The sequence below is a fragment of the Lysinibacillus sp. FSL H8-0500 genome (genome assembly GCF_038051955.1).
Classification (GTDB): Bacteria; Bacillota; Bacilli; order Bacillales_A; family Planococcaceae; genus Lysinibacillus; species Lysinibacillus macroides.
The window spans coordinates 4,794,656-4,818,844 of the sequence record NZ_CP150292.1 but is presented as its reverse complement, the minus strand read 5'-3'; the positions used below and the strand labels follow the sequence as shown (position 1 = coordinate 4,818,844).

The following is a 24,189-nucleotide window of genomic DNA, read 5'->3' as shown; positions in this document are numbered from 1 at the left end:
GTGAATAAGAGGCGGGCATACGATTGTGCCCGCTTCCTATTTTTAAGGCTATACTATAATAGTACCGCCAGATTGATAAAGGAGACTTTACATGAATGAACAACAATTTATTGAGGCACTAAAAGAAAAGGGCATTGAGCTTTCCGAAAAGCAGATTGCGCAATTTAAAAAATACTTTGAATTACTTGTTGAGTGGAATGAAAAAATGAACTTAACTGCTATTACCGATGTAGAAGGCGTTTATTTAAAGCATTTCTTTGACTCAATTAGTGCCTCATTTTATTTTGATTTTTCAAAGGTAGTAACAGTATGTGATGTTGGGGCAGGAGCAGGTTTCCCAAGTATCCCTATTAAAATCTGCTTTCCGCATTTACAGGTCACAATTGTAGACTCTTTAAATAAAAGAATTACATTTTTAAATCACCTTAGTGATGCATTACAATTAGAGAATATGCACTTTGTACATGCTCGAGCAGAGGAATTTGGTCAAAATGCAAATTATCGTGAACAATTTGATGTGGTAACAGCACGTGCTGTAGCTCGTTTAGCTGTTTTATCAGAGCTATGTGTCCCACTAGCAAAACAGGGTGGATATTTTGTCGCTTTAAAAGCCGCAGCCGGAGCAGAAGAATTAAAGGACGCTAAAAAAGCGCTAACAACATTCGGAGCTCAATTGAAAGAAGAGTATTCTTTCAAGCTACCTGTTGAAGAAAGTGACCGCATTTTATATATATTTGATAAAATAAAAGGAACGCCTAAAAAATATCCGCGTAAATCAGGTGTACCAAATAAAACACCAATTCAATAATTAGTGTTTCATGTGAAACTTTTCAAAGTAGAAAATATTTTTTCTATTTTGAGCATACATACTAGTTAGGGATGGTTCACGCAAAAGACATCTATGAACTATATACATTTGAGGAAATATAATAAATAATAATAGAATGACACAGAGCAAGATAGTTACTTAAAGGTGGTGCCACTTGGATGAAAAGTCCTTTTTCACGTTTTTTTGGAGGCGGAAGTAAAACAGAGCCTATTGTGAAAAATGAAGTAGAACAAGCAGAGGCGGCTCATGCAGCGGAAGAAGTTATAAAATTGCCTATTGATCAAATAGTACCTAATCGTTTTCAGCCCCGGACTATTTTTGATGATGAGAAAATTGAAGAATTATCGAGAACCATCCATACACACGGTGTGATTCAGCCAATTGTTGTACGTAAAACATCAGAATATCAATATGAAATCATTGCCGGTGAACGTCGTTATCGAGCGATGAAAAAACTACAATGGACAGAGGTCCCTGCTATTGTACGTAATTTAACTGATAAGGAAACAGCCTCTATTGCATTAATAGAGAATTTGCAGCGTGAGGAGTTAACTGCAATTGAAGAAGCAGTAGCCTATCAAAAATTATTAGAGCTTCATGAGCTAACACAGGAAGCACTGGCCCAACGACTTGGAAAAGGACAATCCACTGTAGCCAATAAATTACGTTTATTGAGGCTGCCTGATGAAGTACAACAAGCCATTTTAAAGCGTAAGATCTCTGAACGACATGCGCGTGCATTAATTGCGGTTAAGGATCAACCACTGCAATTAGAAATCCTACAGCAAACACTTGTTAATGATTGGAATGTTCGTCAGCTAGAAGAGCAAATTCAAGCCATATTACATCCAGAAACAGATGAACAGGAAGAAGCACCAAAGAAAGCCAAGCCCAAGCGTAAGGCTATCAGTAAAGATGTACGCATTGCTTTAAATACGATTAAGCAATCAGTAACAATGGTAACAAAAAGCGGTATTACAGTAAAAACAGAAGAAGAAGATACAGAAGAGTATTACCAAATTACAGTAAAGATACCTAAAAAGAAAAAGCTGTAATAAAGGATGGGGCAATATCAAAAGGTGAGTGTGTAATTAAATAAGCTGTAATGGAATAGGGCAACAAACGCATGTTCTAATAAAGAGCTTAAATAATTGTAAAAAAACAATTTAAAGACTTTACCTTTACAAAATAAAAAGAGACATCTCAGAAAGTCGATAGGGTAGTGACCCCTTAAAGTTAGAGTTTTTATTATGCAGCTAATTGGCTGGCTAGAGTTCGGTATTTTACTGGACTCATGCCAGCCAATTTTTGTTTAATACGTTCATTGTTATAGTAGTCGATATATCGTTCGATTTTTTCCTTCAATTCTTCAAACGGGATTAATACTTCACCGTAATACATCTCTTGTTTGAGTATACCAAAGAAGTTTTCCATCGCCGCATTGTCTGCACATGTCGCTTTGCGAGACATGCTTTGGAAAACCTTGTTTTGCCGTAATGTTTTCACCCATGAATTATGTTGATAATGCCAGCCTTGATCCGAATGAATTGTTGCACGATATGTAGCTTGGTTCTGAATAATTGGCAGAACTTGATGTAGCGATTCTAATACGAAATCCAATGTTGGGCGTTTAGACATACTAAACCCAATAATTTCGCCATTATAGAGATCCATAATTGGACTTAAATAAAGTTTTTCATCTTCTGTACACTTGAATTCTGTTACGTCTGTCACCAGTTTTTGTAAAATGTTTGGCGTATTGAAACGGCGGTTTAATCGATTATTTGCGACTTTGCCCACCTTGCCCTTGTACGATTTATAACGAGATTTACGAACGAATTTCACACACTTTAAGCCCAATTCCTTCATGATTCGCTGTACTTTTTTGTGATTGATGGCGTATCCTTGCGCTTTTAATTCTGCATGGATTCGGCGATAACCATATCTACCTTCATGCTTCTCAAATAGCGCTAAAATCAACGTTTTCCATTCTTGATTGGGATCTTCATTTTTTAACTGTTGAATATGATAATGATACGTTGCTTCTGGGATCTCAACGATTTTCAATACATCTTTCAATCGGAACCCTTCTTCTTTGAGTTTGAATGCCAACGCTGCTTGTGCTTTTCGAGGAAGGCATCCGGATTCGCCTCGAAAGCGTCTAACTTTTTTAAGTACGCAATCTCTAATCGGAGAAGCTCATTTTCACGTTCTAGCTGTTCTTCATGAGACAATGTGTTTGGTCGTTTGACAGGTTTATTTTTAGGATTAGTAGACATAGGTGGCCGTCCCTTCGCTTTTTCTTGCAGGCCTTCTATACCTTCCTTCAAAAATTTACTGTTCCAGTTCGCTATTAACCCTGGATTATTCATGTTAAATTCAATCGCTGTATCTTGATAAGAAGCACCTGTTTGTTTCATAAAGTGTAATACATCGAGCTTGAATTGAACAGAGTAAGCCTGTTTTGTTACTTTTCTACGTAATCCAACTTCTCCAAATTCTTTGAAGGCACGTACCCACCGCTTTATTTGCGAATGATTTGGTATGTCATGTTTTTTCGCTAATAATTTATAACCTAAAGGGCCTTTCATGTATTCATTAACCACATGTATTTTGAATTCTTCGCTGTATTTCGCCATATAAAAACACCCCTAAAGTTTAGATTTTTGACTCTAACTTTAGGGGTGCAGGACCATAGAGATGTCTCTTTTTTGTTTATATTCTCAATATTTTATACAACTCTTTTCTGTTTTTTTGATAGAATGAAAGATAGAGAGCGGATTAAACAGTGATTTTACAAATGATTTATCAAAGTAAACTTTGATGGATGAAAGCAGGTGCTTTTAAATGGGTAGAATTATAGCAATCGCCAATCAAAAGGGTGGCGTAGGTAAAACAACAACTTCGGTCAATTTAAGCGCTTGCCTAGCATACTTAGGTAAGAAAGTGCTATTAATCGATACAGATCCGCAGGGGAATACAACAAGTGGACTTGGTATCGATAAGGGAGAAGTCCAAGGATGTATTTATGATGTGCTAATTGACGATGAAGATGTTGAAAATGTCATTCAAAAAACAAGTGTAGAAAACTTATCAATAGTACCAGCAACCATCTCACTAGCAGGTGCTGAAATTGAATTAGTTTCAACCATTTCAAGGGAAGTGCGTTTAAAGCATGCACTTCAGAATGTAAAAGATGATTTTGATTATATTATTATTGATTGTCCACCATCCTTAGGACTATTAACGATTAATGCCTTAACAGCTTCGGATGCATTGATTATCCCTGTACAATGTGAATATTATGCATTAGAGGGGTTAAGTCAGTTATTATCAACAGTTCGTCTTGTCCAAAAGCATTTGAATCAGCAGCTATATATTGATGGTGTGTTACTTACAATGCTGGATGCACGAACAAATTTAGGCTTACAAGTTATTGATGAGGTAAAAAAATATTTTCAAGATAAAGTATATAAAACAATCATTCCTCGTAATGTGCGCTTAAGTGAGGCGCCGAGTCATGGGCAACCAATTATCACTTATGACGCAAAGTCAAGAGGTGCAGAAGTTTATTTAGAGATGGCGAGGGAAGTGATTAAAAATGGCTAAAGGTTTAGGAAAAGGCATTGGTGCATTATTTCCAGGAGAGTCATTAGAACAAAGCGGACAGGTAGAAGAAATTCAATTAGATAGTATTGTTGCGAACCCATTTCAGCCTCGGAAAGTTTTTGATGAAGAAACTTTACAAGAGTTAGCAGATTCTATAAAGGAACATGGTATTTTACAACCAATTGCTGTACGAAAAAAAGCACGTAAATTTGAAATTGTTGCGGGTGAACGTCGCTATAGAGCCTGTGTAATGGCTGGTTTAGAGGTAATTCCAGCTATTGTTAAAGATCTATCAGATGCACAAATGATGGAGCTAGCGATTTTAGAGAATCTTCAACGCGAAGATTTAACCGTAATTGAAGAAGCTGAAGCCTATCAAAGCCTAATGGAAAACTTGCATTTAACACAAGAAGAGCTTTCTAAGCGTTTAGGGAAAAGTAGACCACATATAGCCAATCATGTTCGCCTGCTAGCTTTACCTCCAGATGTGCGTCACTTGCTAAATGAAGGCATTCTATCAATGGGACAAGGGCGTGCATTACTTGGCTTAAAAAATAAAAGAAGAATATCAGAGGTAGCTGATAAGATAATTAAACAAGGCTTAAATGTACGGCAGGTTGAGATGCTTGTACAAAACCTAAACGAAGAAGTTTCACGTGAAACAATTCCACCGAAGAAAAAGGATATTTTTGTAGCAGCTAAAGAATCACAGCTACGTGATTACTTTGGAACGAATGTTCAAATCAAAAAAACAAACAATAAAGGGAAAATTGAAATCGAATTTTATTCTGAAGATGATTTAGAGCGTATTTTAGAAATATTAAATTTACAGGAACAGGAATGATTATTTCTATAATTTAATTAGAGCGCCGAGCAAGCAGGCGCTCTCTATTTTTTAGAGAGAAGGAAGGCTTTAGCGTGGTATTACTTGGAGCATTAATTAATGCAGGGCTAATTGTAGCAGGGGCATTAGTTGGGCGTATTTTTAAAAATATTCCTGAATCAATGAAGTCTACTGTATTATCTATTATTGGATTGGCAGTAGCATTATTAGGAATAAAAATGGGCTTTGAAAGCGATAATTTTATCATATTAGTAGTAAGTTTAGTGGTAGGAACAGTAGTAGGTGAATGGTTAGATTTAGACCGACAAATGAATCGTCTTGGAAAATGGGTGGAAACATTATTTCATACAAAACGTAACGCTCAAAATCAAATTAGTATAGCAGAGGGCTTTGTAACAGCCTCACTAATATTTGTTGTTGGTTCAATGGCTGTTATTGGGGCACTTGATAGCGGTCTTCGTAATGATCATAATGTACTTATTACAAAAGGATTGATAGATGGTTTTACCTCTATTATTTTAGCATCTACATTAGGTATAGGTGTACTGCTATCTGCGGTGCCCGTTTTTATTTATCAAGGGTTAATAGCTCTTTTTGCTGGTGTTATTAGTTTATTTATTCCGGATGCTGCCTTACAAATGTTTATTACAGAAATGACAGCGGTCGGTGGTGTAATGATTATGGCTATTGGTTTAAATATAGCAGGCCTAACTAAGATCAAGGCTGCTAACCTGCTGCCAGGTATTATCGTTGTTGGAGTTATGGTTGCTATCTTCTACATTTTTCAATGAGTAACGATGAGCAGCTAGTAAAAGGGCTCTTGCAAGTTTTTCAGCCATTGCATAAGAAATATGAAGTCTTGTATTTTGTAACACAAGCATTTCCATAAAGCCTCCAATATTGACGATTCCCTTCACGGAAATGTCTCCAATTGGAGGTAATTCTTTTTTAACCGCTTTTCCAGGAAAGATAGGTCCACTTTGTACTGAAATATGCCCCACATTTTCTTCATTGCCAAGGCAGGCATCAATCGCAATAATAAATGGTTTTGTAGTATGATTATATAGCTGTTGCATGGTAGTACCTAAATTTAGAGCATGTAAGGGCTCATCTAAAGAACCTATAACTTCATAGGGAAAACTAACGGATTTTTTTAGGAAGCTACCTGTTAATGGCCCAAGTGTATCGCCTGTGCACCGATCACTGCCAATACAACAAAAAATTAATCGTTCATGTTGAAATGGTATATGTTCTAAAAATAATGTGCTTAATTGCCAAACAGTATTTTTACTTTCATGATGAAGGGAATAAGGTAGTAATAAATTTGGTATAGTATTCATAAAAAAACTCACTTTCTTCTTAAATTTAGAAGTGCCTAATTTTTATGCAGTATACACAAATTTTTAACATGTTATTCAAGAGGTGGTAATAATGGAAGAGAGTAAGAAATTAGTGGATAGATACTGGGATAAGCTAACATCTCAGGCATTATGGGAGCGGGTTATTGATGCATCCATTGAAATAATCATTATTTTATTAGTATCATGGCTAGCTGTAAGATTAGGGAAAAAATTTATTAATAAAGTATTTTTGATGCGTATGCGTTCACCATTAAATCATTCAGAGCGTCGGCAACGTACAATTGCAAGATTGTTACAAAGTGTCATTTCCTATGTTGTTTATTTTTCAGCAATTATTGGTATTCTTTCTTCACTAGAAATTAAAATTGCTGGGTTGTTAGCGGGTGCGGGAATTGTTGGTTTAGCAATAGGTTTTGGTGCTCAAAGCTTAGTAAAGGATGTTATTACTGGATTCTTTATTATTTTTGAAGATCAATTTGGTGTAGGGGATTATATAAAAATTAATGCGGCAGAAGGTACGGTTGTAGAAATTGGTTTACGTACAACAAAAATTAATGGTGCTACTGGTGAGCAGTTCATCATACCTAATGGTGCCATTGGCGAAGTTGTCAATTATTCTATTAACAACTCTAAAATTTTTATAGATTTACAAATGACCACAAATGCTGATTTTGAAAAAGCTGAAGCCATTATTCATAAGTATTTAGAGACATTGCCTAATTTGCATGAGGAATTAATAGCGACTCCAGCATTTTTAGGTGTGCAAAATGTTAAAGGGACAGAGGTAACCATTCGTATAGCTGCTGAAACATTACCACAGCAACAATATGGTATTGCACGTATTATTCGTAGAGATGTTACAAAGCTCTTTGAGGAAAATAATATACCAATGGCCTATCCAAAAATGATGTTCTATGGCAAAGATGAGGGGAGAAGTGAGTAAGATGGAAGCAAAGAAATTTGGTTTAAATGATGTTGTTGAAATGAAAAAACAACATCCATGTGGTACAAATAAATGGAAAATTATTCGGATGGGTGCGGATGTACGTATTAAATGTGAAGGTTGTCAGCACAGCGTAATGATTCCACGCCGTGAATTTGAGAAAAAAATGAAAAAGGTTTTAATTTCTGCTAATGAGGCTTAACATCAGGCATATTAGACTTTTTCTAAGTGAATCAATATAATAGATAAGGTTATATAAGAGAAAATTTGAACTGAGTATAGAAAGGTTGTGTCCATTCATGGCATTAACAGCTGGAATCGTTGGTTTACCTAACGTTGGTAAATCAACATTATTTAACGCAATTACAAAAGCGGGCGCATTGGCTGCAAACTACCCATTCGCAACGATTGATCCGAACGTTGGTATCGTTGAGGTCCCTGATGCACGCTTAGATAAGTTAACAGAATTAGTGGTACCCAAAAAAACAGTCCCAACAGCATTTGAGTTTACAGATATTGCAGGAATTGTAAAGGGTGCTTCCAAAGGCGAAGGATTAGGAAATAAGTTTCTCGCTCATATTCGTGAAGTAGATGCAATTTGCCAAGTTGTTCGTTGCTTTGTAGATGAAAATATTACACACGTATCAGGTGCAGTGAATCCAATTGATGATATTGAGGTTATTAACTTAGAGCTTGCACTTGCAGACTTAGAATCTGTCGATAAACGCTTACAACGTGTTAGCAAAATGGCAAAGCAAAAAGATAAAGAGGCGATGATGGAAGAGCCTGTGCTGGTAAAAATTAAAGAGCAATTAGAAAATGGACGTCCAGCCCGTGCTGCCGAGTTATCGGTTGATGAGCTAAAGGTTATTAAAGGTCTTCATTTGCTAACAATTAAACCAATGCTATATGTGGCAAATGTTTCTGAGGATGAGGTAGCAGATGCTGATAACAATGAGTATGTTAAAAAGGTGCGTGAATATGCGGCTGCTGAAGGTGCTCAAGTGATTACAATTTGTGCAAAAATCGAAGAAGAAATTTCTGAGCTTGATGATGAAGAAAAAGCAATGTTTTTAGAAGAGCTAGGTATTAAAGAATCTGGTTTGGATCAACTAATTCGTACATCCTATGATTTATTAGGCTTAGCCACATACTTCACTGCAGGTGTACAAGAGGTGCGTGCATGGACTTTCCGTAAAGGGATGAAGGCTCCACAATGTGCAGGTATTATTCATACAGACTTTGAACGTGGCTTTATTCGCGCAGAAACAGTTGCCTATGAGGATCTACTAGAGGCTGGATCTCAAGCAGCAGCGAAAGAAGCGGGTAAAGTACGTCTCGAGGGGAAAGATTACGAAGTTCAAGATGGCGATATTATGTTATTCCGCTTCAATGTATAAGCTATATGCAATGACTTAAAAAGCCCTTTAATGTCACATTATAAAAATCTGCATCGCTTTCTGTGAGCAAGGCACGAGGTGTATCTGTTGTATACGTATCTGCTAGATTTCGTGCTCTTCCTACAGTAGCTACGCGGATTTTTATTTTTATAAAGAATTAGCTGAACTTTTAACATGTGGAGGCGAAGAAGAAGTGGATGTAATACGAATTAAAGAACGTGGATTAGAATTTGAGCAGCTAGGAAAGCTACCACAGGATATATTGAATTTTATTTATGAACAGCAATTGTTTAAATTATTTACAGCGAAAGAATTAGGTGGTAAAGATTTAGATTTATTAGAGGGGATAAAGGTATTTCAGCAAATGTCTGCACTTGATGGTAATTTTGGCTAGCTTATTACAATTGGTACAGGTGGCAATGCATTTATTCCAGCATTCAATAAAGATATTTGCGAAAAGGTCTATACACCTAAAAATGCTGTGATAGCAGGTAGTGGCTATCCAACAGGTATCGCTGTTAAAACGGATAACGGCTATTATGTAACGGGACAGTGGAAATATTGTAGTGGCGCTGATTATGCCACAACCTTTACAATGAATTGCTTTGTGGAACAGGATGGTGTAAAAACAGAAAATATTATTAGTTGCTCGATGGATCGTCAGCATGTTGAGGTGTTAAATGATTGGCGAGCAATGGGGCTAAAGGCTACAGCTAGCCATACCATTCGTGTTCATCATATATGGGTGTCACAGGAGGCTACCTTCCAATTAGGAACGATTAAAAATAATTATGGTAACCCAGTACATAGCTTTCCATTTACCACTTTTGCGGAAGCATCCTTTTTAAGTGTCTGTCTAGGGATAACAGCAAACTTTTTAGAGGAATCTTTTCTTTTAATAAAACAGCGACAACGTGATAGTAGCATGTTACAAGTTCAGCAAAAGCATTTTAAGCAATACGAGGAACAATTTTATAAAACCTTATCTACATATTGGCAGAAGCATCAACAAGATGTGGAATTAACAGCCGAAGAACTACTTCAGTTTACACAAATGAGTAAAGAGATCGCTGCAGCTTGTGTAGAAATAGCAAATAGTTTAGTGCGTAGCTTAGGGATGGATGCTATTACTGAAACAGCTACCATTAACCGCATTTGGCGAAACCTGTATACAGCAGCACAGCATGGATTTTTAACACCTTAAAGGAAAGTAGGCTGTTAAGGGAACATTTACTTTCCTAACAGCCTACTTTTCTTTTTGCTAAGGGAGATATACATATAACTTTGGCAAATGGGGGTCATCCTGAATAAGCGCATCTTTTGGATATTTGCGTAATTCTTTATACATAGCAAAATCACCTACAGCTCCTGCTATTAAAAAAGCACCGATCAATACAAAAACGGTGCTATTACAATAAAACCCAATGATAGTTGGTAGGACGCCAGTTGTCCAAAATGGTAATAATAAAGCCTTTTTCATAGCATGATTAGGGAGAGGCTGATTAGTTGTTGCATAGGCAATACCAAGCTTTAAATTAATGCCATAGTTTAAAGATTTATAAGGCACCTTCCCAAAAATCATAAAGCCGATTAAATGAAAGGCTTCATGCAGAACAATAAAAACAATATATAAAATAGCAAATAATACTGTGCCGCCCATCATGGTCCAAATAGAAAAATGAAAATCCTTAAAGCAAATGTATTGAATGGCTGTAAATAATAGGACAAGACCAAGTGTAACAACAATATTGTCCATCATTAGCTTTTTTAAATCGACTTCAATGATGATCGGCTCTTTGTCTGGTAGCATAAAAGCTCTCCTTTCCGCTCTTTAATTATATAAAATGAATTATTACTTTGCGACTTGAAAGACACCTATCTATGTGTTACAATTCATTGATGTGAGTAATAATTAATTACTTACTCCTTGCTCCCTTACTAGAGGAGAGCCTAAGTCCATAAGGAGGTGTAAATAGATGAGAAAATATGAATTAATGTACATTGTACGTCCAAACATTGAAGACGAAGCGAAGAAAGCATTAGTTGAACGCTTCAACGAAATTCTATCTTCTAACGGTGCAGAAGTTATCGAGTCAAAAGAGTGGGGCAAACGCCGCTTAGCTTATGAAATTCATGACTTCCGTGAAGGTTACTACCAAATCGTAAAAGTAAACGCTACTTCAGAAGCAATCAACGAGTATACACGTCTTGCTAATATCAGTGAAGATATCATTCGTCACATTGCTGTTCGTGAAGAAGCTTAATCATTTTTTAACAAAATGCTGAAAAGGAGGTTGTATTCTGATGATAAACCGTGTCGTATTAGTTGGAAGACTAACAAAAGATCCTGAGCTGCGTTATACACCAAATGGCATTGCGTCCACAAGATTTACAGTTGCTGTTAATCGTACATTCTCAAACCAACAGGGTGAACGCGAGGCAGATTTTATAAGCTGTGTTGCATGGCGAAAACAAGCTGAAAACCTAGCGAACTTTATGCGAAAAGGAAGTTTGATTGGGGTAGAAGGTCGGATCCAAACAGGCAGCTATGAAGGACAAGACGGTAAACGAGTATACACAACAGATGTTGTAGCGGATAGCGTACAGTTTTTAGAACCCCGTAGTGGTGGCGGTGCTCCTGCTCCTCAATACGGTGCTGGACAAACTTACGGTAATAACCAACCACCATATGGCGGTGGTCAGCCACAACAACAGTTTGGTGGTGCTATGCCAGGTCAAGGTGCTTATGGCGGCGATACGTATCAACAAAATCAACCACCTATGAATCAGCCAAATTATACACGTGTAGATGAGGATCCATTTGCAAATAGCAAAGGACCAATCGAAGTATCTGAGGATGATCTTCCATTCTAATGCTTCAAAATAATAAAAAAAGATAAGGAGGAGAACACACTATGGCACCACGTCGCGGAGGCCGCAAACGCCGTAAAGTTTGCTATTTCACTTCTAATAACATTACGCATATCGACTATAAAGATGTAGATTTATTAAAAAAATTCATCTCTGAGCGCGGTAAAATTTTACCACGTCGCGTAACTGGCACTAGCGCTAAGTACCAACGTAAATTAACTTCAGCTATTAAAGTATCTCGTATCATGGGATTACTTCCATTCGTAGCAGAAGATAAATAAAAATATGAAAAAGTACAACGAGGTTTAATTAACCTATGTTGTACTTTTTTATTTTGGCTATTCATAACAAGTAGTGGAAACTAATTTTTAAAAATTATATTTCACTATACATTTAAAAGATATTGTGAAGAAAGGAATTCACATGATGTTTAATGTATATGTAGATGATTTAAGAGATTATCCTATTGGTTTTGTTGTGGCTGAAATATGGGTAAGAAATGATGATACTCAAAGATTGCATTTTAAAGTTAAACGAAAGGACCTTCTTTTTGATAACCAGATAGGACCAACATACGAAGTAGGAGTAGGTAAAAGTGGTTCAGTAAATGTGTCACTTGATGCGTCTTCTAACTATTATATTGAATTTCAGGGACCATGTAAATTTAGTGGATGGATCCGATAATTTTTAAACAATATGAGTACATCTTCATTGAAATTGATTATACTAATTTTTATGGTGATTACTCATATTGAACAGTTTATACAAAACACTTCTGATAAAAAAGAGAAATCAAACGGCATCGATTTCTCTTTTTTAAATATCAGCTAGGTCCCTACTTACTAATTTATGTATAATCAATTAACTTAAATTCACATTTTAGGTGATTTGGAACAAAGAATACAAACATACACGTTATATATAATGAGAACAAGTAGGGGTAACACCAGAAAAATGCGGATTTCTAACGTTAAGCAAAGAAAAGTCCCAAACGACGCTTCAGATGCATTATTTGTCAGCACTTAATCAAAATGCAAAAGGGTATATTTTGGAACATTTATTTTTTATTTACGTTAAATTTACAAGAGTTATTTTTTCACAATTTATAATTTATTTGAAATGAGGGAGTAGAAGTGTTAAAAAAAGCTATAATTTCGGGAATTATATTTAGTTCAATTTTGTTAGGTGGGTGTAATGAAGAGAAAGAAAAAACATCAGAATTAGTATTAACTGATAGCGAGCAGGAAGTAGCAGCTGATGACCAGGAAAATGCTGAATTATTATTAGAGTTAAAAAATGAAATAATAGATTCCATTGCAGAGCAAACAGGAATTGATAGTAAGTCAATAGTAATTATGGTAGGTGGTAACCCTATTAAAGAGATTATTAATGTATCAGTAAGTTTCCCTAAGGATGTAAAAGTTGACGATACGATGATTCAACAAATAGCTGAAGATTCTATAAAGAAATTTTCTGAAACAGAAAGTATAAAAATTAGCGAAGAAAATATAACAATAAAAATTGAGAAATACTAACGCTAACTGCATATTTTCTATTCATCTCGATAAAAAACGTTACCAAATGAAAGTTTGAAAATGTACTAAAAAGCCACAAGCCCTGATTTGTCAGTGTTTGTGGCTTTTTTGGTGGAATATTCTTTATACAGCTTTTTTATGCAAACGTCTTAAACGGTTGATCCAGCTGTGTTTTTGGTTATAGGGCGTGTGCTTCTTTTTGTATAAAATCCTGTATATTTTTAGCGTTGCAAACCCACATTTTCTGGAGAGATTCCCCTCTTGATCCAAGCTACTTTTAATTTCCCATAAATTGTCCAAAAATTTAATTAGATATGTTCAATTACATACGAATATTATCTTCCACAATATAGCACGAATTACACACTAAATTCCAAAATCGTATACAAACTCATTTATACCAACGAATTATACACATTATACTAAACATAACTTCCATTCGTAGCAGAAGATAAATAAGATTGATGACGTTAAGGTAATAATGACCTTACATCAACCTCAAATACCAGCATATGACGATATTTTTATCGGAGTATGCTGGTATTTTATTATTGTTCAACAGGCTGTTTATAAGCTAAGCGTGTTTTGTTCAATGCTATAAAAAATGGTACAATAAAGGGTAGTAAGTTTGACTGAAAAAAGGAAGGTTTTCAATGCCGAATAATCAAACAAAAGCGCTTGTACAAGGCTCGATGATGGTCGCAATTTTTACAATTTTAATGCTCATTTCTGCATATGTACCATTCATCTTTATAGTAGCTTTACTATTCGCTCCACTGCCAATTGCTTGGTATAGCGCAAATTACAAGCGTTCTGCATCAATACTTGTAGCAGTAGTAGGCTGTATTTTAACAACACTTACAAGTGGCATTACAATGTTGCCATTTGCCTTTATGTTAGGGTTAGTGGGTGTTGTTATGGGGAGCGCTATTTACCAGAAGAAAAGTAAGCTTTATCTATTTTTATCAACTGGCATCACTAATCTAATTTCTATGGCAATTATTTATATGGCTTATGTACAGCTTGCAGGCATCAATTTTATTAGCATGAGCTTAGAGATGGTTCGTGAAAATTATGAGCAATCTAATGAATTTGCCAAAAGTGTGACGGGTCAGGTAGCGATTACGCCCGAACAGTTGGAGACGATGTTTAACACCATTGAGTTAACGATGCCTGCAACAATCACGATTTCAGCATTTTTTGTAGCGTTTATCATTATAACGGTAAATTTACCGGTTTTAAAACGACTTGGTGTAGACGTTCCAAAATTTGCTCCATTCCAACATATGCGTTTACCACGATCTATTTTATGGTACTATATGATTGTTTTATGCATTAATTTATTTATGCGACCAGAGGCTGGTTCTACATTAGATATTATTGTCTTAAATGTTTCTTATGTTTTATGGATGTTACTTATTCTACAGGGGATATCTTTTATCCATTACTTTATTGCTAAAAAAGGTATGCCGAATGCGGTTAAATGGGTGGCTACCTTGTTAGCTATTCCATTGTCATCCTTTATTATCTTATTAGGTATTATTGATTTAGGCTTTGACGTACGTTCACTTGTAAAGGGGAAGACTAAAGAATAAGGGGCTGATTGTAATGGGGGCTTTTAGAAAACGACCAATTCGCTATCCGCTTTTTGTTCTTTCCATTTTTGGCATTGTGACGTTCGTGCTTCTATGTATATGGAATTTTGGGATAGGTATTGGTTATGGGATAGGCTTTGTGGTGCTAATGGTCTATACATGGAAGGTGGAGCAACATGTCTTTGTAGAAACTGAAAAGCATATAGAATCCATTTCCTTCCGTATGAAAAAAGTCGGAGAAGAGGCATTGCTGGAAATGCCGATTGGAATATTGCTAGTGAATGAGCAATATGAAATAGAATGGTCAAATCCGTATATGCAAGGTGTTTTAGACAAGGAAACATTAGTAGGAGAAGGCATCGTTGATATATCGGATGATATATATGTATTAATGAAGACTGAAGAGACCAATGAAGCGACGATTACATTACGTGATCGTAAATATCGAGTGTATTATAAAAGAGAAGAAAGACTACTATACTTTTTTGACATAACAGAACAAATTGCTATAGAAAAACAATATTATGCGGATCGTACAGTTATTGCGATTTTATTTGTTGATAATTATGATGAAATTACCCAAGCAATGGATGACCAACTACGTAGTTTAACCAATACAATGGTTACTTCGATTGTCAATGAATGGGCTGCAGAGCATGGTGTATTTGTTAAGCGAATATCATCTGATCGATTTTTAGCTGTATTAAATGAATCTATTTTAACAGAGCTGGAAAAGAAAAAATTTGCTATTTTAGATACGATTCGTGAAAAAACAGCACAAAAGAATTTATCATTAACACTTAGTATTGGTGTTGGTGCAGGGTCATCCTCTCTAGTAGAGCTGGGTGAATTGGCACAGTCCAGCCTAGACCTTGTCTTAGGGCGTGGAGGCGACCAGGTAGCGATCAAGCAGCCAACTGGAAAGCTTAAATTCTATGGTGGGAAAACGAATCCAGTCGAGAAGCGCACACGTGTAAGAGCACGGGTTATTTCACATGCATTACGTGACTTAATTCAGGACAGTGACCAAGTGTTTGTAATGGGACATAAAAATCCTGATATGGACTCTATCGGTGCATCAGTAGGGGTACGTAAGATGGCACAAATGAATGATGTAAAAGGTTATGTTATCATTAATTTTGATGAATTAAATGGTAGTGTTACACGGTTAATGAATGAGATTGAGCGTAAATCAGACTTCTATGAAAATTTCCTAACACCTGAAGAAGCTGCAGGAAAAATGACAGAAAAATCATTGCTCGTTATTGTTGATACACATAAACCTAATTTAGTGATTGATGCACATTTATTGAAAATAGCTGAAAAGGTAGTTGTGATTGACCACCATCGCCGTAGTGAGGATTTTATTGAAAATCCAACACTTGTTTATATGGAGCCATATGCCTCGTCTACAGCTGAATTGGTGACAGAGTTACTAGAATATCAGCCAAAGCGTGCAAAAATTAATATGCTAGAGGCTACGGCATTATTAGCAGGGATTATTGTCGATACGAAAAGCTTTACACTTCGTACAGGTGCGCGTACATTTGAGGCAGCCTCATATTTGCGCACAAATGGTGCAGACACCGTGCTTGTACAGCGTCTCTTAAAAGAAGATATAGACACCTATATTGAGCGCTCAAAAATTGTGCAAACTGTTCAATTTATAAAACCTGGGGTAGCTGTAGCGGTAGGTGAGGAATCGAAAATATACGATTCTGTTTTAATTGCACAAACAGCAGATATTTTACTGACAATGAAGGATGTGGGTGCTTCCTTTGTTATTGCGCATCGTGCAGATGGTAAAATTGGTATAAGCGCACGTTCGCTAGGTGAGGTGAATGTACAGCTGATTATGGAAAGGCTTGGCGGCGGTGGACATTTAACAAATGCAGCGTGTCAAATAGAGGAAAAATCCATTAATAGGGTGAAAGAATATTTAGAAGAAGCCATAAATGAGGTCTTTGAAGGGAGTTTTGACGAATGAAAGTTGTGTTTTTAAAGGATGTTAAAGGAAAAGGGAAAAAAGGTGAAATTAAAAACGTAGCTGATGGCTATGCACAAAACTTTTTAATTAAAAATGGCTATGCGGCTGAAGCAAATGCTCAAGCGTTAAGCCAGTTAGAAGGGCAAAAAAAATTAGCAGAAAAAAATGCTGCGGCTGAATTAGCAGAAGCACAAGCTTTAAAGGACAAAGTAGAGACTTTAACAGTGGAGCTAAAAGCGAAATCAGGTGAAGGTGGACGCTTATTTGGTTCCGTATCTACAAAGCAAATTGCAGATGCTTTGCAAAAAGTACATGGCATTAAAATTGATAAACGCAAAATGACTTTACCTGATGGAATTCGTGCACTAGGCTTTACAAATGTTCCTGTAAAACTACATCAAGAAGTAACAGCTACATTAAAAGTACATGTAACAGAAGAATAAGGAGCGACTATGCATGAGCGAACCGATGATAGACCGCGTTCCACCGCATAACCGCGAGGCGGAGCAATCGGTTATCGGTGCTATTTTCCTTGAGCCCCAAGCACTTATTACAGCATCTGAAATTTTATTAGCAGATGATTTTTATATTAATGCGCATAAAATGATTTTCGAAACGATGCTACGCTTGAGTGACCAAGGAAAGGCGATAGATGTTGTAACAGTTACGGAAGAATTATCAGCTAAAAAAGAGATTGAAGACGTTGGCGGGCTATCTTATTTATTAGAGCTCGCCAATGCTGTCCCTACAGCTGCAAACGTTGCCCATTATGCCAAAATTGTTGAAGAGAAAGCACTATTACGTCGATTAATTCGTGTAGCTACTAAAATTGTTGAGGATGGCTACACACGTGAAGACGAGGTAGAGGCATTACTAGGCGAAGCAGAAAAGAAAATGATGGAGGTCGCCAATCGAAAAAATGCGGGCGACTTTAAGCATGTGAAAGATGTACTTGTAGAAACCTTTGATAATATTGAGCAGCTTCAATCACAAAAGGGAGAAGTAACAGGTATACCAACAGGCTTCCGTGATTTAGATAATATTACTGCTGGCTTTCAACGTAATGACTTAATTATTGTAGCAGCACGGCCATCTGTAGGGAAAACAGCCTTTGCCTTGAATGTGGCGCAAAGCGTTGCTGTACAGGCACGTGAAAATGTGGCGATCTTCTCCTTAGAGATGGGAGCTGAGCAGCTTGTTATGCGTATGCTTTGTGCAGAGGGTAATATCGATGCACAAGTTTTACGTACAGGTGCTTTAACTACAGAAGATTGGGGTAAACTAACGATGGCAATGGGGAGTTTATCGAATTCAGGAATTTTTATTGATGATACACCAGGAGTACGTATCAATGAAATTCGTGCAAAATGTCGTCGTTTAGCACAGGAAAATGGACTAGGAATGATCTTAATCGATTATTTACAGTTGATTCAGGGTAGTGGCAAGCCAGGAGAAAACCGTCAGCAAGAGGTATCTGAGATTTCTCGTTCATTAAAGGGGTTAGCCCGTGAATTAAAAGTTCCCGTCATTGCATTATCACAGCTATCTCGTGGTGTGGAGCAACGTCAAGATAAACGGCCAATGATGAGTGATTTACGTGAATCTGGAAGTATTGAGCAAGATGCTGATATTGTTGCCTTTTTATATCGTGACGATTATTACGATAAAGAGTCAGAGAATAAAAATATGATCGAAATTATTATTGCAAAACAACGTAATGGTCCAACCGGCACTGTTACCCTTGCCTTTAAAAAGGAATTCAATAAATTTATCAATGTGGATTGGTCACAAATGCCACCACCACCGCCACGTGATTAATTTATCATAGGTTATTCAGATAAATATCTCCTATTATCTGCCATTCATCTGAATGTTCGATAATATTCATATTATTTGGTTATCAAACACGAACATTGAATCAGATTTATTGATTTTATGTTCGTGTTTTTGGCTATTTTTTATTGACGGGGTGTTTCAATCATTGTTACAATGAGTGAGGCTTGAAAATTGAGATACAAAGGTATCTAACGGAGGTGCTGATTATGACATCAGTTGTAGTTGTAGGAACACAGTGGGGAGACGAAGGAAAAGGTAAAATTACAGATTTCCTTTCGCACAAAGCCGATGCCATCGCTCGTTTTGCCGGTGGAGATAATGCAGGACATACCATTAAAATTGATGGTGAAACATATAAACTACATTTAATCCCATCAGGTATTTTCTATAAAGATAAAACGTCAGTCATTGGCAATGGATTAGTCGTCAATCCAAAGTCATTAGTAACGGAACTGAAAGGCTTACAAGAGCGTGGCATTAACACAGAGAATCTACGTATTTCTAATCGTGCACATGTGATTTTGCCTTATCATATTAAACAAGATATTGCTGATGAAGAAAGTCGTGGAGACAATAAAATCGGCACAACTTGTAAAGGTATTGGACCTTGTTATCAAGATAAAGTAGCACGTATTGGGATTCGTATGGCTGACTTACTTGATAAGGAAATCTTTGAGGAAAAACTACGTCATAATTTAGCCATTAAAAATAAATTATTTGAGAAGTTCTATGAAATCGAAGGCATAGCATTTGAAGAAATTTTTGAGGAATACTATGGTTATGGACAAGAGATCGCAAAATATGTAACAGATACCTCTAAAATTTTAAATGATATTCTCGATGAAGGCGGTAAAGTGTTATTTGAAGGGGCTCAAGGTATTTTACTTGATGTTGATCAAGGTACGTATCCATTTGTAACTTCTTCAAACCCTGTTGCAGGTGGTGTAGCAATCGGTGCTGGTGTTGGACCCTCACAAGTAACAAGTGTTATTGGTGTATCCAAGGCTTATACATCTCGTGTAGGTGATGGTCCATTTCCAACAGAATTATTTGATGAAATAGGTCAGCAAATTCGTGAAGTAGGTCGTGAATATGGTACAACAACAGGTCGTCCACGCCGTGTAGGCTGGTTCGACACAGTCGTTGTTCGTCATTCACGTCGTGTAAGTGGGATTACCCATCTTGCTCTTAACTCTATCGACGTTTTATCTGGTTTAGAGACAGTAAAAATCTGTACAGCCTATAACTATAAAGGCGAAACCATTACAGAATATCCAGCAAATCTTCATATTATTGAACAATGTGAGCCAGTTTATGAGGAACTACCTGGCTGGTCAGAGGATGTCACAAGCTGTCGAACTTTAGAGGAGTTACCCGAAAATGCACGACGCTATGTAGGGCGTATTAGTGAATTAACAGGTATTCAAATTGCTACTTTCTCAGTTGGACCTGCTCGTGAGCAAACGAACGTTTTAATTGATGTTTGGGAAGCATAATTACACATAAAATGGGTGTGCCATATAAGGTACACCCATTTTTTAATGAATATCCTTTTTCTTAAAGCGGCCACCCTTAACCTCTGCAATATTACCAATGGCTAAAAAGGCATTGTCATCAATTTCAGCAACAATTGATTTTAGCTTGGATTCCTCTAAACGAGTAATAACGGTAAAAATGACTTTCTTATCGTTTCCCGTATAAGCTCCCTCCCCATGAAGGAAAGTAACGCCACGACCAAGTCGATCCATAATGGTTTGACCAATTTCATCAATGTCATCACTTATGATATAGACAGATTTCGATTCTTCTAATCCTTGAATAACGATATCAATCATTTTATAGGCAATATAGTAAGCAATGATGGAGTACATAGCTTGCTCCCAATTAAAAACAAAACCTGCCACTGTAAATATAATGACGTTGAAGAACATAATAATTTCGCCAACTGAAAAGGGTGTCTTGCTATTAAAAAGAATGGCTAGTATTTCAGTTCCATCCAATGAACCACCATAACGAATGACAATACCAACCCCAACTCCTAAAATCATTCCTCCAAAAACTGTAGCCAATAATGTGTCTTCGGTAAATGGATGTATATTATGTAAGACAAGTGTTGCTACTGAGAGTACGGTAATACCCAGCCCTGTAGATAGTGCAAAGGTTTTACCAATTTGTTTGTAGCCTAAATAAATAAAAGGTAAGTTTAAAATGAAGATGAAAATACCGAGGGGTAATTTTAATAAATGCGCTGTAATAATTGAAACACCTACGATGCCACCGTCCATAATGTGATTAGGTACTAAAAATAGCTCTAGGCCTAATGCCATAATGATGGCACCTAGTGACACCATGATAGTTCTTGCAAAAACCTTCTGCATGTTTTTTTTCTGAGATTTCAACGTTTTTGTTGTAGTCCCAGAGGTCTGTGAATCACTCAATTTAATCGCTCCAATCCAATAGTATCTTTCTTTTTTATTTTATCGAAATATTAGAAAAGTGAAAGTATTATGGCAAAATTCATGCAAAAAATAATAGAGAAGTATACTAATGACCTGATTTTTTCCGATACATGCCTTATTTAGCCCTAATCATTTTAATAATATATAACAATCATTTATCATCTAACTATTTATAGTGCTCTTAACAGACGAAGAAGTTACACTATAATTTATTGCTATGTAACAATGAACGACTAAATAATACATTTATATTACAAAAAGATGAAATCATTTAAACGATATTTTTTTTATGGTACATTATAAGGGTGCAAAAATTTATTATGGGTAAATTATCCTATCTTAAGGTGAAGTTGGAAGGGGCCTTATTAATGAATTCGTTTTGGAAAAATAAAGAAGAAAATAATAGAATTAGCTACAGTGTTTCTTCTTTTAAAAAAGTTTCAATTATTACTGTTTTAATGTCAAGCTTAATGCTTAATATGGGGTTTGCAAAAGAACCTAATAAAGAGAATCTGAATAAAATTTTCCATATTTACATAGGAAATGAATATATTGGTGCTGTATCTGATGAAACAGCCGTTCAAAAAATTATTGCAACTAAAGAACAAGAGGTAAGCCAGAAATTTGAGGAATTATCTATTGATGCAAGCTCAGCTATTAAAATAATCCCAGAGCAAGTATTTACAAATGAAACAAAAGATGCAGAAACTTTGTCGAAACTTGAGCAATCTTTGGAGATTAAATCTGATGCTTTTACACTATTAGTAGATCATAAACCAGTAGTATCTTTAAAAGATACAGAGGCGTATGAAAAAGCTGTCCGTATGTTAAAGCTACAATACATTTCTCAACAAGAGCTGGATAAATTACAACAAAACCAGCAATCTACTAATCAGTTACTAGAATTACAACCAGATGAATCAAGGCTGTTAAATATTTCTTTTAAGCAGGGAGTATCAGGAGTATCACAAAAAGTTGCGCCATCTCAGATTGTAACACCTGAGCAGGCAGTTCAATATTTAATGACGGGTTATCTTGAGCAAGAAACTTATCAAATTCAAGCAGGTGACGTTTTAGGTTCAGTGGCTAAAAAACATAATTTATCAACAGCTGAACTGCTAGCATTGAATCCTGATATTACTGTTGATACGGTTTTACAAATTGGACAGGGGCTAAATGTAACAGTCGCAAAGCCATTTGTAACACTTGAGATTAAAAAGGCTAAGAAAGTTGCTGAAGTTGTTCCGTTTAAAACAGTGGTAGAAGAAGATCCTTCAATGTATAAAGGTGAAAAAGTAGTGAAGCAAGAAGGCGCGAACGGTAAAAAAGAAACTATCTATGCATTAACATCTGAAAACGGTACACAAACATCGAAAACAATACTAGAAGAAAAAGTTACTCAACAGCCAGTCGATCAAATTGAAGTGGTGGGAACAAAAGTAATTTCTTCACGTGGCACAGGTGAATTTGTATGGCCAGCAGTTGGAGGCTATGTTTCAAGTGGCATGGGTGAGCGTTGGGGAGAATTCCATCGTGGAATTGATATTGCCCGTCCAAGCAACTATAATATTTTAGCAGCTGATAACGGTGTAGTTGTTGCAGCAGGCCAATCAGGTACTTATGGTAATCGAATTGTTATTAATCATAATAACGGCTATACAACACTTTATGGGCACCTATCTTCAATAAATGTTGGAGTAGGGCAAGTTGTAGAAAAGGGTTCAGTGATTGGTATTATGGGCTCCACTGGTTATTCAACAGGTACACATCTCCACTTTGAAATTGAAAAAAATGGCTCATTAGAAAATCCTTTATCATATGTTGGTCGATAAGTATAATGAATAGAGGGCAGTCCAATAAGTCAGAAGCAAAAATTTAGTATAGTATTTTTCTCTGAAAAAAAAGAGATTTTAATATATTTTTGTATCTGATGCTTTGCTTTCGCACAGAAGGGGTTTGTTGCTGATATTTCGTTACACACCACTTTCGCACAGAAAGGGTTTGTCTCAAATGACTTTTGAGACAAACCCTTTTGCTATTATTTCCCGAGAAATATTTGTTGAAATATAGCTTATAATGTCACAGACTTAGAAAGATCAGCCTCCAATTAATGCATAGAACTTGAAAGCATGATAGAGTTAAGGGTAGTGAATTTGCCAATACACATTGTTTAAATATAGAGAAAAAGTGAAAGGATGAAAATGTATGAACAAAACAATATTAGTTGTTGATGATGAAAAACCAATTGCAGATATTTTACAATTTAATTTAATAAAAGAAGGATATAAGGTAATTTGCGCTTATGATGGTGATGAGGCACTAAAAAAGGTTGAGGAGGAGCAACCAGATTTAATGCTTTTAGATATTATGCTGCCAAAGCGTGATGGAATGGAAGTTTGTAGAGAGGTACGCAAAAAATACGACTTCCCTATCATTATGCTAACAGCAAAAGGCTCTGAGATTGATAAAGTATTAGGCTTAGAAATGGGCGCAGATGACTATGTCACAAAGCCATTTAGTACTCGTGAGCTGATTGCACGAGTAAAGGCAAATATGCGACGTTTACAAGTAGTGGCTCCTATAGCAGAGGAGGCTGAAGAGGAATCCAATGAGATTGTTGTAGGCTCTCTTGTTATTCAGCCAGATGCTTACTTAGTGATGAAGCGTGATGAAGCCATTGAACTGACACATCGCGAGTTTGAGTTATTACATTATTTAGGAAAACATATTGGTCAGGTTATGACACGTGAGCATCTGCTACAAACAGTATGGGGTTATGATTATTTTGGAGATGTTCGAACTGTGGATGTGACAATTCGCCGTTTACGAGAAAAAATTGAGGACAATCCTAGTCATCCAGCTTGGATTGTGACACGACGAGGTGTAGGTTACTATTTACGAAATCCTGAACAGGAGTAAA

General features: G+C 36.3%; 27 protein-coding genes. 22 read left to right on the top strand and 5 right to left on the bottom strand.

Annotation, left to right across the window (positions count from 1 at the left end):
• Positions 1 to 91: 91 nt before the first annotated feature.
• Both rsmG and noc read left to right on the top strand, forming a co-directional pair.
• Positions 92 to 808 (top strand): 16S rRNA (guanine(527)-N(7))-methyltransferase RsmG, encoded by a 717-nt coding sequence (gene rsmG / locus MHB44_RS23255; protein WP_341301084.1) that lies wholly within the window; start codon positions 92 to 94, stop codon positions 806 to 808.
• Between the two features lie 179 nt (positions 809 to 987).
• Complete coding sequence (gene noc / locus MHB44_RS23250; protein WP_341301083.1) at positions 988 to 1,884, top strand: nucleoid occlusion protein; 897 nt, start codon at positions 988 to 990, stop codon at positions 1,882 to 1,884.
• Between the two features lie 193 nt (positions 1,885 to 2,077).
• On the opposite strand, the gene MHB44_RS23245 is transcribed toward noc, so the two are convergent.
• Together MHB44_RS23245 and MHB44_RS23240 are read right to left on the bottom strand one after the other, a co-directional pair.
• Positions 2,078 to 3,019, bottom strand: a complete 942-nt coding sequence (locus tag MHB44_RS23245) for an IS3 family transposase (protein ID WP_341303033.1) — start codon at positions 3,017 to 3,019, stop codon at positions 2,078 to 2,080.
• Positions 2,905 to 3,468 carry a helix-turn-helix domain-containing protein gene (locus tag MHB44_RS23240; protein WP_341301082.1) on the bottom strand — a complete coding sequence of 188 codons (564 nt, stop codon included), beginning with the start codon at positions 3,466 to 3,468 and terminating at the stop codon, positions 2,905 to 2,907. Before MHB44_RS23240 ends, MHB44_RS23245 begins: the two co-directional genes overlap by 115 nt.
• A gap of 208 nt (positions 3,469 to 3,676) precedes the next feature.
• Here MHB44_RS23240 and MHB44_RS23235 point away from each other — a divergent pair, with 208 nt between their 5' ends.
• The 3 genes from MHB44_RS23235 (at position 3,677) to MHB44_RS23225 (ending at position 6,073) form a co-directional block, all read left to right on the top strand.
• Positions 3,677 to 4,438: an AAA family ATPase gene (locus MHB44_RS23235; RefSeq protein ID WP_053997078.1), complete on the top strand. Its 762-nt coding sequence runs from the start codon at positions 3,677 to 3,679 to the stop codon at positions 4,436 to 4,438.
• Positions 4,431 to 5,282 carry a ParB/RepB/Spo0J family partition protein gene (locus MHB44_RS23230; protein WP_053997079.1) on the top strand — a complete coding sequence of 284 codons (852 nt, stop codon included), beginning with the start codon at positions 4,431 to 4,433 and terminating at the stop codon, positions 5,280 to 5,282. The genes MHB44_RS23235 and MHB44_RS23230 overlap by 8 nt, the downstream gene beginning before the upstream one ends.
• Before the next feature lie 74 nt (positions 5,283 to 5,356).
• Positions 5,357 to 6,073, top strand: a complete 717-nt coding sequence (locus MHB44_RS23225) for a DUF554 domain-containing protein (RefSeq protein WP_053997080.1) — start codon at positions 5,357 to 5,359, stop codon at positions 6,071 to 6,073.
• Here the strand turns inward: MHB44_RS23225 and yyaC are convergent.
• Positions 5,990 to 6,622: a spore protease YyaC gene (yyaC, locus tag MHB44_RS23220; protein ID WP_341301081.1), complete on the bottom strand. Its 633-nt coding sequence runs from the start codon at positions 6,620 to 6,622 to the stop codon at positions 5,990 to 5,992. The two genes, MHB44_RS23225 and yyaC, sit on opposite strands and share 84 nt — an antisense overlap.
• A gap of 91 nt (positions 6,623 to 6,713) precedes the next feature.
• Between yyaC and MHB44_RS23215 the strand changes: the two genes are divergently transcribed.
• The 5 genes from MHB44_RS23215 (at position 6,714) to MHB44_RS23195 (ending at position 10,190) form a co-directional block, all read left to right on the top strand.
• Positions 6,714 to 7,586, top strand: coding sequence for a mechanosensitive ion channel family protein (locus MHB44_RS23215; RefSeq protein ID WP_341301080.1), 873 nt, complete (start codon positions 6,714 to 6,716; stop codon positions 7,584 to 7,586).
• Between the two features lies 1 nt (position 7,587).
• Complete coding sequence (locus MHB44_RS23210) at positions 7,588 to 7,788, top strand: DUF951 domain-containing protein (protein WP_341303032.1); 201 nt, start codon at positions 7,588 to 7,590, stop codon at positions 7,786 to 7,788.
• Between the two features lie 97 nt (positions 7,789 to 7,885).
• Entirely contained in the window at positions 7,886 to 8,986 is a 1,101-nt protein-coding gene (ychF, locus tag MHB44_RS23205) for a redox-regulated ATPase YchF (RefSeq protein WP_341301079.1), read from the top strand.
• 193 nt (positions 8,987 to 9,179) lie between these two features.
• Entirely contained in the window at positions 9,180 to 9,380 is a 201-nt protein-coding gene (locus tag MHB44_RS23200; RefSeq protein ID WP_341301078.1) for a hypothetical protein, read from the top strand.
• Positions 9,381 to 9,467: 87 nt separating this feature from the next.
• A complete protein-coding gene (locus MHB44_RS23195) occupies positions 9,468 to 10,190 on the top strand; it encodes a hypothetical protein (RefSeq protein ID WP_341301077.1) in 723 nt (240 codons plus the stop codon).
• Between the two features lie 57 nt (positions 10,191 to 10,247).
• Here MHB44_RS23195 and MHB44_RS23190 read toward each other — a convergent pair whose 3' ends face one another.
• Positions 10,248 to 10,796, bottom strand: a complete 549-nt coding sequence (locus MHB44_RS23190) for a DUF3267 domain-containing protein (RefSeq protein ID WP_341301076.1) — start codon at positions 10,794 to 10,796, stop codon at positions 10,248 to 10,250.
• A 166-nt stretch (positions 10,797 to 10,962) separates the two neighbouring features.
• Here MHB44_RS23190 and rpsF point away from each other — a divergent pair, with 166 nt between their 5' ends.
• From rpsF to MHB44_RS23140, 10 genes are all read left to right on the top strand, one after another.
• Complete coding sequence (rpsF, locus tag MHB44_RS23185) at positions 10,963 to 11,250, top strand: 30S ribosomal protein S6 (protein ID WP_053997086.1); 288 nt, start codon at positions 10,963 to 10,965, stop codon at positions 11,248 to 11,250.
• A 40-nt stretch (positions 11,251 to 11,290) separates the two neighbouring features.
• Positions 11,291 to 11,860, top strand: coding sequence for a single-stranded DNA-binding protein (ssb, locus tag MHB44_RS23180; protein WP_341301075.1), 570 nt, complete (start codon positions 11,291 to 11,293; stop codon positions 11,858 to 11,860).
• A 41-nt stretch (positions 11,861 to 11,901) separates the two neighbouring features.
• Positions 11,902 to 12,138 (top strand): 30S ribosomal protein S18, encoded by a 237-nt coding sequence (rpsR, locus tag MHB44_RS23175; RefSeq protein ID WP_004233359.1) that lies wholly within the window; start codon positions 11,902 to 11,904, stop codon positions 12,136 to 12,138.
• Between the two features lie 142 nt (positions 12,139 to 12,280).
• Entirely contained in the window at positions 12,281 to 12,541 is a 261-nt protein-coding gene (locus MHB44_RS23170) for a hypothetical protein (protein WP_341301074.1), read from the top strand.
• Between the two features lie 449 nt (positions 12,542 to 12,990).
• A complete protein-coding gene (locus tag MHB44_RS23165) occupies positions 12,991 to 13,392 on the top strand; it encodes a topoisomerase (RefSeq protein WP_341301073.1) in 402 nt (133 codons plus the stop codon).
• Between the two features lie 653 nt (positions 13,393 to 14,045).
• The gene (locus MHB44_RS23160) at positions 14,046 to 14,987 is read left to right on the top strand and encodes a YybS family protein (protein ID WP_341301072.1); all 942 of its coding nucleotides are present in this window, start codon (positions 14,046 to 14,048) and stop codon (positions 14,985 to 14,987) included.
• A 13-nt stretch (positions 14,988 to 15,000) separates the two neighbouring features.
• On the top strand, positions 15,001 to 16,974 hold the full coding sequence (locus MHB44_RS23155; RefSeq protein ID WP_341301071.1) for a DHH family phosphoesterase: 1,974 nt from the start codon (positions 15,001 to 15,003) through the stop codon (positions 16,972 to 16,974).
• Positions 16,971 to 17,417, top strand: coding sequence for a 50S ribosomal protein L9 (rplI, locus tag MHB44_RS23150; protein WP_341301070.1), 447 nt, complete (start codon positions 16,971 to 16,973; stop codon positions 17,415 to 17,417). Before MHB44_RS23155 ends, rplI begins: the two co-directional genes overlap by 4 nt.
• A 13-nt stretch (positions 17,418 to 17,430) precedes the next feature.
• Entirely contained in the window at positions 17,431 to 18,792 is a 1,362-nt protein-coding gene (gene dnaB / locus MHB44_RS23145) for a replicative DNA helicase (protein ID WP_053997098.1), read from the top strand.
• A 224-nt stretch (positions 18,793 to 19,016) separates the two neighbouring features.
• A complete protein-coding gene (locus MHB44_RS23140; RefSeq protein WP_341301069.1) occupies positions 19,017 to 20,306 on the top strand; it encodes an adenylosuccinate synthase in 1,290 nt (429 codons plus the stop codon).
• 42 nt (positions 20,307 to 20,348) lie between these two features.
• Here the strand turns inward: MHB44_RS23140 and MHB44_RS23135 are convergent, their stop codons facing one another.
• Complete coding sequence (locus MHB44_RS23135) at positions 20,349 to 21,188, bottom strand: YitT family protein (protein ID WP_341303031.1); 840 nt, start codon at positions 21,186 to 21,188, stop codon at positions 20,349 to 20,351.
• A 449-nt stretch (positions 21,189 to 21,637) separates the two neighbouring features.
• On the opposite strand from MHB44_RS23135, the gene MHB44_RS23130 reads away from it, so the two are divergent.
• Both MHB44_RS23130 and yycF read left to right on the top strand, forming a co-directional pair.
• Entirely contained in the window at positions 21,638 to 23,101 is a 1,464-nt protein-coding gene (locus tag MHB44_RS23130) for a M23 family metallopeptidase (protein ID WP_341301068.1), read from the top strand.
• Between the two features lie 373 nt (positions 23,102 to 23,474).
• Entirely contained in the window at positions 23,475 to 24,188 is a 714-nt protein-coding gene (gene yycF, locus MHB44_RS23125; protein ID WP_341301067.1) for a response regulator YycF, read from the top strand.
• Position 24,189 lies beyond the last annotated feature (1 nt).

What these genes read in the sequence shown, in the direction of transcription:
- MHB44_RS23135 (WP_341303031.1), bottom strand. Translation starts at nt 21,188, where the DNA reads ATGCAGAAGGTTTTTGCAAGAACTATCATGGTGTCACTAGGTGCCATC.
- yycF (WP_341301067.1), top strand. Translation starts at nt 23,475, where the DNA reads ATGAACAAAACAATATTAGTTGTTGATGATGAAAAACCAATTGCAGAT.
- MHB44_RS23215 (WP_341301080.1), top strand. Translation starts at nt 6,714, where the DNA reads ATGGAAGAGAGTAAGAAATTAGTGGATAGATACTGGGATAAGCTAACA.
- MHB44_RS23240 (WP_341301082.1), bottom strand. Translation starts at nt 3,468, where the DNA reads ATGGCGAAATACAGCGAAGAATTCAAAATACATGTGGTTAATGAATAC.
- noc (WP_341301083.1), top strand. Translation starts at nt 988, where the DNA reads ATGAAAAGTCCTTTTTCACGTTTTTTTGGAGGCGGAAGTAAAACAGAG.
- rpsF (WP_053997086.1), top strand. Translation starts at nt 10,963, where the DNA reads ATGAGAAAATATGAATTAATGTACATTGTACGTCCAAACATTGAAGAC.
- MHB44_RS23155 (WP_341301071.1), top strand. Translation starts at nt 15,001, where the DNA reads ATGGGGGCTTTTAGAAAACGACCAATTCGCTATCCGCTTTTTGTTCTT.
- rpsR (WP_004233359.1), top strand. Translation starts at nt 11,902, where the DNA reads ATGGCACCACGTCGCGGAGGCCGCAAACGCCGTAAAGTTTGCTATTTC.
- MHB44_RS23130 (WP_341301068.1), top strand. Translation starts at nt 21,638, where the DNA reads ATGAATTCGTTTTGGAAAAATAAAGAAGAAAATAATAGAATTAGCTAC.
- rsmG (WP_341301084.1), top strand. Translation starts at nt 92, where the DNA reads ATGAATGAACAACAATTTATTGAGGCACTAAAAGAAAAGGGCATTGAG.
- MHB44_RS23170 (WP_341301074.1), top strand. Translation starts at nt 12,281, where the DNA reads ATGATGTTTAATGTATATGTAGATGATTTAAGAGATTATCCTATTGGT.
- ssb (WP_341301075.1), top strand. Translation starts at nt 11,291, where the DNA reads ATGATAAACCGTGTCGTATTAGTTGGAAGACTAACAAAAGATCCTGAG.
- rplI (WP_341301070.1), top strand. Translation starts at nt 16,971, where the DNA reads ATGAAAGTTGTGTTTTTAAAGGATGTTAAAGGAAAAGGGAAAAAAGGT.
- MHB44_RS23235 (WP_053997078.1), top strand. Translation starts at nt 3,677, where the DNA reads ATGGGTAGAATTATAGCAATCGCCAATCAAAAGGGTGGCGTAGGTAAA.
- MHB44_RS23140 (WP_341301069.1), top strand. Translation starts at nt 19,017, where the DNA reads ATGACATCAGTTGTAGTTGTAGGAACACAGTGGGGAGACGAAGGAAAA.
- MHB44_RS23160 (WP_341301072.1), top strand. Translation starts at nt 14,046, where the DNA reads ATGCCGAATAATCAAACAAAAGCGCTTGTACAAGGCTCGATGATGGTC.
- ychF (WP_341301079.1), top strand. Translation starts at nt 7,886, where the DNA reads ATGGCATTAACAGCTGGAATCGTTGGTTTACCTAACGTTGGTAAATCA.
- MHB44_RS23230 (WP_053997079.1), top strand. Translation starts at nt 4,431, where the DNA reads ATGGCTAAAGGTTTAGGAAAAGGCATTGGTGCATTATTTCCAGGAGAG.
- yyaC (WP_341301081.1), bottom strand. Translation starts at nt 6,622, where the DNA reads ATGAATACTATACCAAATTTATTACTACCTTATTCCCTTCATCATGAA.
- MHB44_RS23190 (WP_341301076.1), bottom strand. Translation starts at nt 10,796, where the DNA reads ATGCTACCAGACAAAGAGCCGATCATCATTGAAGTCGATTTAAAAAAG.
- dnaB (WP_053997098.1), top strand. Translation starts at nt 17,431, where the DNA reads ATGAGCGAACCGATGATAGACCGCGTTCCACCGCATAACCGCGAGGCG.
- MHB44_RS23210 (WP_341303032.1), top strand. Translation starts at nt 7,588, where the DNA reads ATGGAAGCAAAGAAATTTGGTTTAAATGATGTTGTTGAAATGAAAAAA.